Genomic DNA, 14,781 nt, shown 5'->3' with positions numbered 1-14,781 from the left:
AAATTTATACAGATATTAGTATCAAGCAAGTATTTCATTAGAATTTGATTTCTTTTGTTCTAAATTTTCTGCTTAATTTTATTTCCATATTTATTTCGTCAGAAGTTTTTTCATCCGAAAAGGCTCCAAAAGATTTATAAAAATTATTCTCTTTACTTCTAGTCTCCGCTTTTAATGATTTTGTTAGCTTTTCGACAAGCTCAAGTTTGCTCATCGCATTTAAACTCTCGAATAACTCAAAATAATTTTCTATAATTTTTTTGTCCGTAATAGTCATTTTCGTGTTTTTATTCAAAGATAAACTATTTTCCTATTTTGGTCAAAAATTACATACAACGCATTGATTATTAAAAGCATTACGTTTTTTTTTTTTAGAAAGTGAATAGTATCAAACTTCCTTAGAATTTTAAGCGAAATATTCAAGCGCTTCGGATTCTTCTGAATATTTCAACAAACCATTCTTACCAAACATCCCTCTGCAAAAGTTATTCTTTTTGCTTTACACGGATAGTTTCCTTTTTTATAGAATCATTTTGCTTTTCTGTATATTCTGCCTTGGTATTAATTTCATTTTCATTTATGGTATCATTAGTAATCACTGCCGGCTCTCCGTCAACTACTGCTTTTCCCATGCAACTTGTTAAAGTAAAAACTAAACTTAATGAAAACAGTGCCATTTTTTTAATTGGCTGTATTCTGATTCGGCTAAATCGATCTCTTAACTTATTATATTTAGTATTGCCTTCCGTTTCTACCTGACTGGATTTAAAATGTCCGCAAATCCTTTCTTTATTGGCATTTTCAACGAAATATTTTTGAATTTCTATGGGCTTCATTTTTGTAAAATCAACTACTGTTTTACCGCAAGAATTACAAAATCTGCCGGTATCATTTGGTGACATTGAATTCCAATTTTCGTTGCAGGGTTTTGGTATATTTATTCTATTTTCCATATTATTTTTGACTAAGTATCAAGGTGATTAAAAGCGTTAATTCCGCTAGAACCAAAACCTTGCCAAATGACAGTTCTTAGACGTTTTTTGTCATTCGATTCATTAATTAATATTTAAATTTTTAATTATCAAAAAGATACGACTATACAAACAAATTCCAGGTTTTGGTAAGCATATAGGTATTCGTGAAATTTTAGATGCAGAAATCCCTCAACTGTTTCAAAAAATATAATTTTAAAACGGTATTTCTTTCTAATTACAACTATTTTTGATAAACTATTTAAGCAACCAAAATATGAATATAGATTTTACAAATTTCCCTGATCTAACAACCGAAAGATTACGTTTAAGAGCGATATCAGAACAAGATGCCGAGGCAATTCACAAACTGCAATCAGATCCTGTTGTCAATGCATTTGTAGGCAGAAACATTGCTTCTACTCTGGAAAGTGCAAAAGCCTATGTGCTACGAATGCGTACTTTAGTTCAGAAAAATGAATGTATATATTGGGTAATTGCCTCAAAAGACGACAATACATTTATCGGCAGTGTTTGTTGCTGGAATTTTGATCTCGAAAATAAAATTGTAGAGATCGGCTACGAAATGTTACCTGAATTTCAAGGCAAAGGTTTTATGACGGAAGCCTTGAAAGCAGTAATTGAATATACTTTTGGTACCATTAAAGCCAAACTTATAACCGCTTTCCCATCATCTGATAATAACAATTCTGTTGCGATATTAGAAAAGCTAGACTTTATTTTTGAAAATGAATCGTACAACAACAAACATCAAAATATAAAAAACCTGACGACTTACACATTGAGACCCCAGACTCACTAAAAACAGAAAATCTGAATTTTTTTTTGCCTCACGTTACTAATTCAAATTTTAAGGTATCAGGAACAAAATCAATGACTGTTTTATATTTTGCCACAGATTAAATGGATTAAACTGATTTGATTCTTTACTCTTTACTCTATATTCTTTACTCTATATTCTTTACTCTATATTCTTTACTCTATATTCCTCACTTAAATCCCCAATCTCCATATATAAGCAATTTGAAAGTTCCCTGAAGCCAAACCTGTACTATTACCATTATTAGTACCATCACTGTCCTGTGAGAAAGAAGAAAATATAAGATTATTGATATAGGACAGTCCGAGAGACCATTTTTCTTTATTGTATCCGGCAGAAATTCTGGGAAAAAAGGTTGGATAAATCTCTATCTTTTTTTTGCCAAAATCATTTATTCTTTCGGTGCCAAAATTAACACCCGCTGTTATCGATCCACTGGTAAACCATCTTTTACTAATTGCCCAGGTATAAGCATATCCTCCGCTTACCCCAAATTGAAAGTTACGTAATGAATTTTTAGACTTGTGGACAAAAGAACTATCCGAGTCTATTTTTGTAAAATACACCCCTCCGCCCAATAACCAACTCCCGGCAGATTTTAACTGTCTTTCATTTTGATTAAAGGCCGCTTTATAAGAGAATTTTTTATTGTTAAAAATATACTGTCCAAAAGCACCATACTGCTGAATCTTTAAATCGGGATACAGCTGTATGTTTTTATTGGAGTTGTCTGCCGTATAAAATCCGCGGTATTTTTGAATGAAAAGATCAACTGTGAACTTACGCCCGTAGTTGTGAAGCTGAAAATCAAAGGCTTTTGTTCTTCCTTTTTTGTCATCTCTCATAAAACCCAAACCATAGCCATAACTAAAATTGATTATAGTATTGTTTACCGTAACTCCCAGACCTAAACTCATAGGAGTGTTTGGCATGAATTTTTTAGTTTCCCCGTTTGTCTCTTGTTCCAGTGAAAGGAATTTCAGAGCTAAATAAGACGACACAGAAAATTTATTCTCGAAGGGTTTTATGTACGTCGTGTCAATTTGTGCTGCACAAAAAAAGGGGGATACTAAAATAAGTAAAAGTGAAAGATATAATTTCATTGTGGTATTAAACGGAAAAAAATTACTGCTATTACTTCGGGTACAACTGTTTTTAAAAGGTTATAATCCATTAAAAAACAATCTAACAGAAAACAAAAATAAAGTAAAAACCAAAAAAACTTCAAAGAAACATACATTATTATTGATAAAATAACAGAACCTGTAAATTAGTAAATTTTAAACAAAATACCATCTAATTTGTAACCGGTTACTCGAACAGTGCAAGACAATAGCTATGAAACGCTTTACAAATAACCGCTACAACCTCTACGAAGAGTAGTTTTTTGTACCGTTATTATTTTATATATTCGTTCAACGCAAAGAAAACGATTTCGAAAACTAAAAATCATTAATAATCAACTAGTTACTTTTAAAGTTAACATAAAAATTAAATAAACAATATAATGAAACTAGCATCAATAGATAATAATACAAGAGACGGAGAATTAGTTGTTGTAAATAAAGAATTAACAAAAGCCATCCGCGTTCCTGAAATTGCCTCAACCATGCAACTTGCAATCGATAATTGGGCAGACAACGAAACTAAACTTCAAAATATTTACGAGCAATTAAACTCAGGTACACTTACAACGGGAACTTTTGATTTTACAACTGTACGTGTATTAGCGCCAATTCCGAGAGCTTACCATTGGGCAGACGGGAGCGCTTATGTTACCCACGTTGAACTTGTTAGAAAAGCAAGAAACGCAGAACTTCCTGAGTCTTTTTGGACAGATCCTCTAATGTATATGGGTGCTTCTGATGCTTTTATTGGGGCCCATGATGATATAGAAATTGAAAACGAAGAATGGGGAATCGATTTTGAATCAGAAGTAGCGGTAATCACAGATGACGTTCCAGCTGGAGTAAGTGCTGAAGAAGCACTAAATCACATTAAATTCGTCACTATTATAAACGATGTTTCACTGAGAAATCTAATTCCAAACGAACTTTCGAAACAATTTGGATTCTATCAATCTAAACCTTGGACTTCTTTTGCTCCGGTGATCGTTTCGGTTGATGAATTGAAAAATGAATTTGTCGATGGAAAATTACATTTACCCTTGATATCTGCATTAAACGGAGAAATTCTTGGAACTCCAAATGCGGGTATTGATATGACCTTTAATTTTGGTGAATTAATCGCTCACGCTGCAAAAACCCGTTCATTAATGGCTGGTACTGTTATTGGTTCCGGTACAGTAGCCAACCAGGGAAGTCCAACAGGTTCCAGCTGTATTGCCGAAATCAGATGTTTGGAAACCATAAAAGATGGAAAACCTTCTACTCCTTTTATGAAATTTGGAGACCAGATTGAAATCGAAATGAAAAACGCCGCTGGTGCTTCTTTATTTGGTAAAATCAATCAAAAGGTAAAAAAGTACGAAAAGAAATAATTTGTACAAGATCATAGTATTAAATTTAATGAGCTCGATATTGTATCGGGCTCATTTCTTTTTAGTTTTATTCAATCCTTTTGATGTTTAAAATAGTACTGTAATATTTTATCGAACAAGTTATAGCGCTTATTACTATAACTTTACTAAAAAAAGATAGGAAAATAGTCTATTGCAAATAAATTTACTCGTCCCTTTTTCTTCTTTCGTGTTTGATGACACCAATATTTCACAGCAATCCGTTTGAGAAAACTCCTTATTTATCTATCAACGCAAAAATAAAATCAAACAGATTTAGAACGATTCTTTTAAGCCAATTTTTCTTTTTCTCCATTTTATTTTAATGAGTTAAACCTAACAATGCATTCGCTTGAGTTGGCAAAATACCTAAATTGGTTTCAAACATTCAAATAGAAAATGGTTTTTCTTTCCTTATTTTTTAGCTATCCATAAACATAGTATAGGAAAGTTAGTTTTCAATTTTTTATTCATTAATAAAAATTTCGATTTCAAATTAAACTTAATATCTTAGCTAAGCGTTTTAAACACTGATTTAAAACCTCTTACCCAACAAACCAAATTTCCTATGACTAAAAAAACAATCATTTTAATTGGGTTTATCATTCTAAAATTTGCTTTACAGTTCGTTTTACTGAGTCCCGAGTATGATTTACAGCGTGACGAATATCTCCATCTCGATCAGGCACATCATTTGGCTTGGGGCTATTTATCGGTTCCGCCTGTCACTTCGTGGATTTCTTATATTATATTTTTACTCGGAAATGGCGTTTTCTGGATTAAGTTTTTTCCTGCTCTCTTTGGTGTTTTAACGCTAATCGTAGTCTGGAAAACTATAGAAGTTCTAAAAGGCAACCTCTATGCTTTGGTTCTAGGAGCGACCTGTATCGTATTTTCCTCCTTGCTGCGAATCAATATGTTGTACCAACCTAATTCTTTAGATGTATTGTGTTGGACCACCTTTTATTATGTCATAATTCAATACATCACCACCGAAAACACAAAATGGTTTTATATTGCCGCTGTTGTATTTGCTTTTGGTTTTTTAAACAAATACAACATTCTCTTCCTGCTTATCGGCTTCTTGCCTGCTCTTTTGCTTTCCGGTCAAAGACGGATTCTGGCACAGAAAAAACTTTATTTTGCCCTAGTTCTTGGCTTGTTATTGATTCTGCCCAATCTTTTATGGCAATACAACAATCAGTTTCCTATTATCCACCATATGAAAGAATTAGCCGAAACACAATTGGTTAATGTAGATCGCATTGCTTTTTTGAAAGAACAATTATTGTTTTTTATCGGAGCTTTTCCAGTTATTCTTTTCGCTTTATATGCCCTGCTATTCCATAAACCTTTCTCGAAATACCAATTCTTTTTTACTACAATACTCTTCACATTACTCGTCTTTTTATATTTCAAAGCCAAAGCCTATTATGCCATTGGCCTCTATCCCATTTATATTGCTTTTGGTGCTGTTTTCCTTTCTGATATTCTGAAATCAGGTTGGAAACGTTACTTGCAACCTGTATTTATTCTGATTTCACTATTGTTTTTTATACCGATGTACAATTTAGCTTTTCCAAATAAGAGTCCGGAATACATCGTAAAACATTCAGAAAAACGCAAAAAAATGGGGATGCTGCGTTGGGAAGATGGAAAAGATCATGCACTACCACAAGATTTTGCCGATATGTTAGGCTGGAAAGAACTTGCCCACAAAACTGATTCTGTGTATGCTACTTTAGCAAACCAGAAAGAAACGCTGGTCCTTTGTGATAATTATGGACAGGCCGGAGCTATTAATTATTACTCCAAAAAAGGAATCAAAGCGGTTTCGTTTAGTGCCGATTATGTTAATTGGCTTAATCTTGACATCCGGTATAAAAACCTCATCAGAGTGAAAGAATACGAAGAAGAGAACAACGAGTTTAAAGAAACCAGTCCGTATTTTGAAACTTCTCAGATTGCGGGTGAAATTACCAATCTATACGCTCGTGAATATGGGACAACTATCTTTGTATTTACTGGCGCTAAAGTCAATATTAATAAAAGAATAGAGCAGGAAATTAAAGAAGAGAAAGATTATAGTAAGTAAAACCCAAATAACTACCAAAAATCTACTCTTATAAACCACTAAAGGCTAGCAAATTATCAGATTCTATTAAATAAAAACAAAAAAAAAGCACTAATTCCTTTGCTAAACTGTATTTAGTGTGTATCTTTGCACCCGAAACAACGCGGGATAGAGCAGTAGGCAGCTCGTCGGGCTCATAACCCGAAGGTCACAGGTTCGAGTCCTGTTCCCGCTACTAAAGTAAAGCTTCAGAGAAATCTGAGGCTTTTTTGTTTTTGCCATACTCATAGGGAAAATTCCATTTTTTTTAAATTCCAAATTCCAACGGATCAAGACATATTGGGATCAACACGAAAACCTGTGGAGTAGCAAAAATTAAGCATATATATTCGTTAGTCTAAAAAGGAAAATGGATGTGAGAATTTAGTTTATCTAACACGCGCACGCTATTTAAAATCTGGAACTGGAAGAAAATTTACCAAAAGTCTAATTTCTAAATTAGAATCCAAAGGACTCAAACCCTATCAATTCTTTTCAAGTAAAACTTGTATCGAAGTACTGATTTCCTCTAAAGTATTTTGTTTGTTATTTGATACTAAAATAATTGTTAATCCAGGATTACTGACTAACAGAGCTTGATAATTGAAAGCACTCCCATCATGTATATGGTTTGTCACTTGGTTTTGTTGAATATTTCCTTCTCCAAGACCTGTTTGATTCCCAGTGGAAAAAGGTTTTAAAAGTTCAATTGTTGATTGGGGTGTGATTAGTTTAAATGAATTAATAGCTTCAGACCATTTGTAAAAATCTTCCAGATTTAATGCTGTCCAACCCGAGATATTATATTTAAGAACATCTTGTTTTCCGCTATTATTAAAAGACTTTGCAAAAAGTTTTTCTGCTTCACCAGGATCTACGACTCCATTTTTTATTCCGATTGGCGGAAATATCTTTTTTTGTACAAAAGAATTGAAAGACATTTTAGTGATTCTTTCTATGATTCTACGTTGTAAAAACACATTATTGTTATTATAATCATATTTTGTTCCCGGCTCAAAATCAAGGGATTTCGTCCTTTTTAATTCTTCCATGTTCTCAGAATCGTTATTGACTTCATTCCATTTTATTTGTGGAAGGCCACTTGTATATTGAAGCAAATGAATGATTTTAATTTTGTTCGCCCAAGAAGGAAGTTCGGGAAGAAATTTTGATATCGTATCGTCAAGTTTTAACTTTCCTTGTTCTTTGAGCATCATAATTCCAACAGCATTAAATTCTTTTGCAATTGAACCTATATGAAAACGATATTTTTTATTTAATTGAATTGCCCCGCTTGCGTCAGCTTGTCCAAAAGCTTTTTCGTATATTATTTTCCCGTTTTTAGCAATTAAAACGTTTCCGTTGAACTCTTTTGATTTATTTGCTTTCAGAAATAAACTGTCCAATTTTGCTTCTTTTTGTGCAGACTGACTATAACAATTAATACAAATTGTTAGAAAGATAATAAAAAGTAAAAACCTATTTTTTTTAGTTATATCCATAGTATAAATTTCAATAAATATAAAGAATAATCCTTACTAAAAAACATTGGATTAATTTAGAACCCAAAAACAGTCTGCTAATGAAATGCTTCTACCGTATTTCTTTGCAAGTATTTAGAGCATTGCAGATTAAATGAGTTTACCCGAATGACAGCATATTCAACGAAAAACAGTTGTTTTTTAACGAGTGGCTCCCAAAATATCGCTCATTCACAAACCTGTACCACCATTTAAAATTCGTAATAATAAATAAAACCAGTAAAGTTTCCCTTACTGGTTTTTCATATGTAAAATTGGTTGCTTTATGTTTGAAAGAAGAAGACTTTCTTTTTTTAATCTCCTTAAAAGTTTCGATAACACTTTCAATGATTTTATCCGGGTAAATTATTCCGGACAAATAAAAGGATAGTGTACTTCACTTATAATTGGCTCGATACCGAAAAAGTCATTCAGAACAGATTCAGCTGTACAAAAAGCACCTTCTACCCAGGCTTGATCATTTGAATAGGTCTCGCCAACGATAAAAATATCGCAATCGGTTTTTGGAATAAGCTGTGATGGCTTTCTGATCTTTCTTTGCACATCGCCCAAATCATAATGCGATTTGTAGGCATGATAACCTGCGTTAAAAGGAGGCAGCGACCAGTCCATGTATTTTGTTTCTAAAGGTTCCGGTACCGCAGAATAATCGGTTTGTGGACCAAAATGTAAGGATGCCAGCTGTGAGCGAAGCATTTTTACCATTACCGGTGTGGCTGTTCTTGGTCCTATAAGTGGTTGGAGGTCTCTGGACTCCGGAATTTCGCGTGTTGCTTTTGGCCCAAGTTCTAAAGCTTTCCAAAATGTTGTATATAGAATATCATCATAACTGGCCAAAATACCATATACTTTTTCTCCTTTTTCTTTTAAGGCATTATCCCCAAAATAGACCACTTGTCGGATCGGCATATCGGTAATACTTGGACCGATGGTATCTAACTCGGCTACTGTTGAGATTTGACCTTCCTGTTTATAGGTTAAACGCTCTTGAATGGCATTTTCTACCGCAGCTACAAAACTGGCTTTATCGTTAAACGGATTACCTATAATCTCCGGACTTTTAGCTTCTGCTATTTTTTTAAGGTATTCAGCAGGGAACTTCTCTTGTTTTAATTTTGCTATTCCTTCATCCGTTAAAAAGTAACTCGTTAGCTTAGCCGGATAAGTTGGGCCACCTTCCGGAGTTTCTCTCCACCATGGCGTTTTGAAAAACATCCCTACTTTGTACGAAGGCTCCATAATTACGGATTCTAAGTACAGCTGCACTTTTTCATGATTTAATACATCCAAACCTTCTTTGTCGATATATCTGCTGGCCTGAGCTACTAATTCTATTGCCGCTCTTGGCATAGCAAGAAACGCAGCATCACATATTTTACTTTCTGCAAGTTTATCAGGAGCCTTGCGTGTTGCTGTTGTAAAATGTGCTTTGGACTTATCGTGCAAAATAGAACGCAGTCTGGTATTTGGAAAATAACTCAGTGTAATCCCTTTCTTTTTAGCTAATTTTTCAACTTCATTAAATAAGGCATCAAATAAGCTGGAATATCCTTTTATTAAAGTTTTGTATTCTGTACCGGGCGTAAACTCGTCATTGACATTAAACGACTGGGCACTATTGCTGTTTACTACGTTTGAACTATAACCATTACCATCGGACAAATAACCAAAACCTTCTTGTCCAAGCATATCGTAACCCAGATTCCAATAGCCAATTTCTTTTAGTAAATCTCCTTTTTTAAAGATCGAACTCTCCGGCATTTCGATATTGATTCTTCCTTCATCATAAAACTTACACCATTCTCTTCGAGTTGTAGGCCCTGAATCTTGTGTAATCGCTACCGATTGTATCGTTGTAAATCCATCATCCGGTGGAGCGTCTTCACCATAATTGTTTGCCGCATAGGGAGCGGGCTGATTAGAACTAACATCAGAGACATACATATTTTTAGCACGTAAAGACATCAAAGGATCAGCGGACTCATTGAAGGGAATTGAATCCTTCTTTAAGTCTAATTTCTCAATGGTTTTAGTAACTACACGATGCCCGGCTCCCATTGGAGTACCGTTCCAGTAAGAATACCTCATACCGCCCAATTCCAGATACGAATTGTCTTTATTGTCTTTATAATGCCAGGTACAAACACGTGCTCCTGGTGCTCTGGTCCCCGGATCTTTTTTAGAAAAATCGTATTCTCCCCAATCATAAAGTTCCAATACATCGCCTTTTTCAAGCATTTTTTCGTTTTTCTTAAGCTTGGAAGTTCCGTCCAGCAACCTCCAGGCTGTATAGAGCCCGGCTGCACCTGCTCCAAAAATAGAGTATGTTTTTTTTGTCATTGTCGTATGTTTTATAGTTGTTAATCGTTTGATTTGTAATTGTCTTTATTCCTCTCCCAGCCTTTTCATTTGTCGGGCGAGATCTTTTTCCGGAATTACGATTTCTACTAAACTCGGAAGATTTGTTTTCTTCTTAAGTTTAAGAAGTACTTCGTCTAATTCTGTAACCGTTTCGGCTCGGTAACTGTTTGCTCCAAATGCTTTAGCAAGTGCCTGATAATCCCATTTTGGAAGAATATCAAATGCATCAAACTTATGAGACGGCCCCGGTTTAAAGGCATCCATATCTACATATACCTGCTCTATCGCGTACACTCCGTTGCTCATTACAAAAATTACGGAATTGATATTGTATCTTGCAAGAGTCGAAAGCGACTGTGCGATCATCATAAAACCACCATCGCCGGCTACCGTCCAGGCTTGCTTACCACTCCCCAATTGAGCACCGGAAGCTGCTCCGGTTTCAAAACCAATACACTGCCACGCAGCCGAGGAGATATAAGCGTTCTTAGATAAACCATAAATATTAGTGGCCACATACATAGACGTACTTACACCATAAGTCATCACAATTTTGTCGAGCATTTTCTGCTTTTCTAAAAAGGAAACGGTATGTTCAAAAAAGCGGTTAAAGGTTATTACCTCGGGTGTTGCATCATATTTCGGATCGGAGTTAGATCTCCAAGGTTCCGGAAATTTTGGTTGAGGTGGTGCCACAACTTTTAAAGGATAAGCAGCAGCTAGTTTAAAACGTTCAGTTAAAGCTTCAATAAAGTCTTTTAAGGTTACGCCATTGTACGTAAAATAACCCACTCGCATTTCCTGCGTAGTAGCCTGAATCATGTCCGAAAATTTATTTTCTACCAACCATAAATAATCATCGGTAATGATCGTACCTAAAGACAGTATACAATCAGATCCTTCAACAAGGCTAATCACTTCGGGTATCGAGGCCTGATCCGAATAAGTTCCTATAAATTTATCTCCTTTCTCATCCAGCACTGTTTTTCCCAGTGACGTTGTCGTGTACAACATGCCACTTTCTTTAATAAGTTTTTCTAACTGGGTAGTTAAATCATGTCGCAAGAGCTCGACACCTGCCAAAATTATAGGCTTTTTTGCCTGTGTAATTTGAGTCCAGGCTTGAGTAACAGCATTATCAAGTGCCGCCGGTTCACTCTTTATGATTTCGGCCTGTAGTTTTTTAGCCGGTGGTTTAGGACAAGGTTCGCCCCACACCTCTTTATAACAGGCTATGTACACCGGACGTTGATAGGTAAGTGCTGCAATAAGTAGTTTATCGATTTTTTCGGGAGCACCTACCGAAGTACTTAAAGTCTCGGCAGCAACCGTTACCCTTTCGTATACTTCCTGATCTGCGTTGAGGTTACCTGTTGAGTGGTGGTAAAGTACGTTGTACATACTTCCTATTTGTCGGGCATCTGATCCCGGAGTGGCGCTAATTACCACAACAGGACTACGCTCTACATAAGCACCGGCAATAGCATTCAAGGCACTAAAAGTACTAACCCCATATTGCAAAGACACCGCACCTAAACCTCGGGTACGCGCGTAAGCATCTGCCGCATAAGAAGCGTCTAATTCGTTAGTAGTTCCGATGGTTTCGATGCCATTGAAATCTTCTAAGGCTTGTGTAAAATGTTTTACATAATCCCCCGGAATTTGAAAAACTTCAGTAACATTTAATTGTTTGAGTCTAGTGAGCAGATAATCTGCAACTGTAAATTCTTTCTTCGCTTTCATCTTTTTATATTCTAAATTAAAAGTTGTATTTGTCTGTCGATTAGGGATTTCTTCGTTTTTCTTTTTTGAAGACCTCTCTATTTTTATGTTTTACATTTTTATAAGAATCTTTAAACTATCAACCTAATTCGGTCCCATTTTTTTACCTGATAGCTAAAAAACATATCCTGAAAATAAAGCTAACAGGACTTGTATTTCCTCATAAAAATACAAGGACACAAAAGTTTAAATTGAAAAATAGGTATGAGTACCGGATTCTTATCCGCAGGAAACCGAAATGGCAGTATAAAATCGTTTTTTACATTTTTAGAACATCCGCTTTTATTTAAACATGCCTGATCCCTCTATAAAATTCCTTTTATCACCTTTATTTAAAACAAAAAAGTATCCATTATTTGATTCTCAAATGTTTTAAAGGAATCAAATGTAGAAGAAATAGACTACATTACACTAAGTATAATTACCCGTTTTATATCTTAATTGTGCATTAAAAAAATTAAAAACAGCAATACTATTTCCCGCCTGTAAAAAATAAAATGGTATTCGAATAATTTTATAAACTACCCCAAAAAAAGAAAGACATACTTCCGGAACTAACAAAGGAGATCACTTCCCTTTATTTCTTTAAGTCTTACACAAAATAGCCCTAAAATTTTCTACAAATAACAAGTCCAATAATTTTAAGAATAACTACTGACTTAAAAATGAACACTTTATAGTTTTTATACTATAATTTTTTAAGGTTTGTAATAAAATACGACGGTTTTATTTTTGTAGAAATTAAAGCTAAAATTTGCAATTACGACTAATTATCTGATAATCAATATTTTACAAAAAATAAATTAAACGAAAAAAGGGTAAAAATACCCTTTTTTGATGCCCTTTCTTTTTTCTAACTTAGACATAACTATCAGCCATACAAACCATTACAATTTTAAAGTAAAATCTACACCCCCTTCTTTTACTTTTTAATCTACGCCTTGGAACTAATCCCTTTTAGTCAAATTTTATATAGTGTTAGTACAATTCGGATGTCATGAAAAAAGCAAAAAAACACTTATTTGATTCCTAAAATAAGGGAATAAATCAAAAACTGAATATCGATTATATCTAAAAAAGTAAGCTCAAAATGAGCATACAAATACTGCTTTTAAACAGTTAGAAATTAGGAATTATACCCTCGCAAAGTAGGTTTGTGTATAAGGCAATCAAATTAGTAATACGTATAGAATATTTAAACTTTATCCCAAGATGATTTTTGAAGTTATTCAGATAATTACAGAACAAGTAAACAGCTATCTCGAAGAAATTGGGCTGGAGAAAACGATTGTGGCTGAAAATATCGCTTTTTTAGAGTCTCAAAACGAAACCATAGCGACAAATTTAGACGATAAAGTAGCGCTTACGTTAATTAATCTGGACGAGGAAGCTACTTTAAAAAATGTTCCCAATCACGCTATTGAAAATACTAAAACAATATACAAAAACAGTATTATCAATTTAAACCTGTACATCCTTTTTAGTGCCAACAGAACGAAATACATCAACTCCCTTAATGACATTTCGAAAATCATTGCCTTTTTTCAAGGGAAAAAACTATTCACACAAGCCAACACTATTTACAACAGAAATAATGTTGCCATGGCCAATATTGACAATTTCAGATTCACAGTAGAACTCTATACCCCCACTTTTGAGGAATTGAACTATATCTGGGGAACATTAGGCGGCAAACAGCTTCCATCGGCTTTATACAAAGTCAGCATGATACAAATTGAGCGCAATATTGCACAAGGAGAAGGAGAATTGATCAGCAGAATTAAAGGTGTAACAAAAACAAGCGAGCAATCATGAGTTTTAACCTTACATATGGATTGTTATTTGAAGTAACCGTTTTTCACAATTACTTTCTGAACAACGGCGAAGAAACTTTTGCGGCCATGTCGGGCGCTGACAAAGAAAAAATGCTGCAAAATTACAGTACCGATGACTTTGTAACGATAACGCCAACTTTAGAAACCAATACAACGCTCAAAAACTACAAAATGGTATTCAAAAAAACCAAAACAGGTTTTAGAGTATACATCAAAGTCAAAGAAGCAGACGAATTGGATCCTTTTATACCAACTCCCGTTGATGTGAACTTAAACTTCTTAATAAGCACAAACGACTATCAATTTGAAAATTATACTGATTTAGACTTTGCTTTCGATCAAGTATTTTTATTCAGCAACGTCAGACCTGCGAGCGAGCCGGTCACTTTTGAATACCTTCCAAAAATAAACGACAACAAGTTGATTTCAAATGCCTTTTTAGTATCTGAAGCAACCACTGTCGATTTAATAGCTACACTACACCCATCACAGAAACAAGATGTATTCGGACTTGTTTCATTGACGCTGCAAGGCGACAATGCTCCTGATAATATTATTGACTTGGGCAAATTGAATAGCCCGCACTATAAAATTCATTTTGACAATCGAAAAACGCTTTGGAAATACATCAACCGCAAAGCAGCAACTGAAATTGAAACCAATGCTGCAAAACCACTGACTTACTCGGGTTTTGTTGAAATTGATCCTCTTACCGATTTTACGCCTCCGGAGCCGGCCAGCAGCCATTATCCTAACCCATCCGTAAAATCAATAACAAAAAACAATGGTGATTACTATTCGGAAATATTTATCTAATAA

At 34.5% G+C, this 14,781-nt stretch carries 11 protein-coding genes and 1 tRNA gene; 6 read left to right on the top strand and 6 right to left on the bottom strand.

Annotated elements, in window-relative coordinates; all coding sequences use genetic code 11:
- Positions 1-37: 37 nt before the first annotated feature.
- Positions 38-277 carry a hypothetical protein gene (locus ACHRV3_RS08810; RefSeq protein ID WP_395433978.1) on the bottom strand — a complete coding sequence of 80 codons (240 nt, stop codon included), beginning with the start codon at positions 275-277 and terminating at the stop codon, positions 38-40.
- Between the two features lie 208 nt (positions 278-485).
- On the bottom strand, positions 486-953 hold the full coding sequence (locus ACHRV3_RS08805; protein ID WP_395433977.1) for a hypothetical protein: 468 nt from the start codon (positions 951-953) through the stop codon (positions 486-488).
- A 295-nt stretch (positions 954-1,248) separates the two neighbouring features.
- On the opposite strand from ACHRV3_RS08805, the gene ACHRV3_RS08800 reads away from it, so the two are divergent.
- A complete protein-coding gene (locus ACHRV3_RS08800) occupies positions 1,249-1,794 on the top strand; it encodes a GNAT family N-acetyltransferase (protein WP_395433976.1) in 546 nt (181 codons plus the stop codon).
- A 191-nt stretch (positions 1,795-1,985) separates the two neighbouring features.
- Here the strand turns inward: ACHRV3_RS08800 and ACHRV3_RS08795 are convergent, their stop codons facing one another.
- Positions 1,986-2,915, bottom strand: a complete 930-nt coding sequence (locus tag ACHRV3_RS08795; RefSeq protein WP_395433975.1) for a DUF4421 family protein — start codon at positions 2,913-2,915, stop codon at positions 1,986-1,988.
- A 404-nt stretch (positions 2,916-3,319) separates the two neighbouring features.
- On the opposite strand from ACHRV3_RS08795, the gene ACHRV3_RS08790 reads away from it, so the two are divergent.
- The 3 genes from ACHRV3_RS08790 (at position 3,320) to ACHRV3_RS08780 (ending at position 6,639) form a co-directional block, all read left to right on the top strand.
- The gene (locus tag ACHRV3_RS08790; protein ID WP_395433974.1) at positions 3,320-4,312 is read left to right on the top strand and encodes a fumarylacetoacetate hydrolase family protein; all 993 of its coding nucleotides are present in this window, start codon (positions 3,320-3,322) and stop codon (positions 4,310-4,312) included.
- Between the two features lie 586 nt (positions 4,313-4,898).
- Positions 4,899-6,425: a glycosyltransferase family 39 protein gene (locus ACHRV3_RS08785; protein ID WP_395433973.1), complete on the top strand. Its 1,527-nt coding sequence runs from the start codon at positions 4,899-4,901 to the stop codon at positions 6,423-6,425.
- A 141-nt stretch (positions 6,426-6,566) separates the two neighbouring features.
- Positions 6,567-6,639 (top strand) — tRNA-Met (locus ACHRV3_RS08780).
- A gap of 289 nt (positions 6,640-6,928) precedes the next feature.
- Here ACHRV3_RS08780 and ACHRV3_RS08775 read toward each other — a convergent pair.
- From ACHRV3_RS08775 to ACHRV3_RS08765, 3 genes are all read right to left on the bottom strand, one after another.
- Entirely contained in the window at positions 6,929-7,849 is a 921-nt protein-coding gene (locus ACHRV3_RS08775) for a serine hydrolase domain-containing protein (protein ID WP_395433972.1), read from the bottom strand.
- 480 nt (positions 7,850-8,329) lie between these two features.
- Positions 8,330-10,324, bottom strand: coding sequence for a hypothetical protein (locus ACHRV3_RS08770; RefSeq protein WP_395433971.1), 1,995 nt, complete (start codon positions 10,322-10,324; stop codon positions 8,330-8,332).
- A gap of 45 nt (positions 10,325-10,369) precedes the next feature.
- On the bottom strand, positions 10,370-12,088 hold the full coding sequence (locus tag ACHRV3_RS08765; RefSeq protein WP_230004680.1) for an alpha-keto acid decarboxylase family protein: 1,719 nt from the start codon (positions 12,086-12,088) through the stop codon (positions 10,370-10,372).
- 1,251 nt (positions 12,089-13,339) lie between these two features.
- Here ACHRV3_RS08765 and ACHRV3_RS08760 point away from each other — a divergent pair.
- Both ACHRV3_RS08760 and ACHRV3_RS08755 read left to right on the top strand, forming a co-directional pair.
- Positions 13,340-13,942, top strand: a complete 603-nt coding sequence (locus ACHRV3_RS08760) for a DUF4255 domain-containing protein (RefSeq protein ID WP_230004679.1) — start codon at positions 13,340-13,342, stop codon at positions 13,940-13,942.
- A complete protein-coding gene (locus ACHRV3_RS08755) occupies positions 13,939-14,778 on the top strand; it encodes a hypothetical protein (protein WP_395433970.1) in 840 nt (279 codons plus the stop codon). Before ACHRV3_RS08760 ends, ACHRV3_RS08755 begins: the two co-directional genes overlap by 4 nt.
- The last annotated feature ends 3 nt before the right edge of the window (positions 14,779-14,781 follow it).

The sequence above is a fragment of the Flavobacterium sp. FlaQc-49 genome, assembly GCF_044005985.1.
In the GTDB taxonomy this organism is placed as follows: Bacteria; Bacteroidota; Bacteroidia; order Flavobacteriales; family Flavobacteriaceae; genus Flavobacterium; species Flavobacterium cupriresistens.
This window is presented reverse-complemented; position numbering and strand designations above follow the sequence as displayed.

Bases quoted from the DNA above. Each gene is read 5' to 3' on its own strand.
- ACHRV3_RS08795 (WP_395433975.1), bottom strand. From the start codon at position 2,915: ATGAAATTATATCTTTCACTTTTACTTATTTTAGTATCCCCCTTTTTT.
- ACHRV3_RS08765 (WP_230004680.1), bottom strand. From the start codon at position 12,088: ATGAAAGCGAAGAAAGAATTTACAGTTGCAGATTATCTGCTCACTAGA.
- ACHRV3_RS08810 (WP_395433978.1), bottom strand. From the start codon at position 277: ATGACTATTACGGACAAAAAAATTATAGAAAATTATTTTGAGTTATTC.
- ACHRV3_RS08755 (WP_395433970.1), top strand. From the start codon at position 13,939: ATGAGTTTTAACCTTACATATGGATTGTTATTTGAAGTAACCGTTTTT.
- ACHRV3_RS08760 (WP_230004679.1), top strand. From the start codon at position 13,340: ATGATTTTTGAAGTTATTCAGATAATTACAGAACAAGTAAACAGCTAT.
- ACHRV3_RS08785 (WP_395433973.1), top strand. From the start codon at position 4,899: ATGACTAAAAAAACAATCATTTTAATTGGGTTTATCATTCTAAAATTT.
- ACHRV3_RS08770 (WP_395433971.1), bottom strand. From the start codon at position 10,324: ATGACAAAAAAAACATACTCTATTTTTGGAGCAGGTGCAGCCGGGCTC.
- ACHRV3_RS08805 (WP_395433977.1), bottom strand. From the start codon at position 953: ATGGAAAATAGAATAAATATACCAAAACCCTGCAACGAAAATTGGAAT.
- ACHRV3_RS08800 (WP_395433976.1), top strand. From the start codon at position 1,249: ATGAATATAGATTTTACAAATTTCCCTGATCTAACAACCGAAAGATTA.
- ACHRV3_RS08790 (WP_395433974.1), top strand. From the start codon at position 3,320: ATGAAACTAGCATCAATAGATAATAATACAAGAGACGGAGAATTAGTT.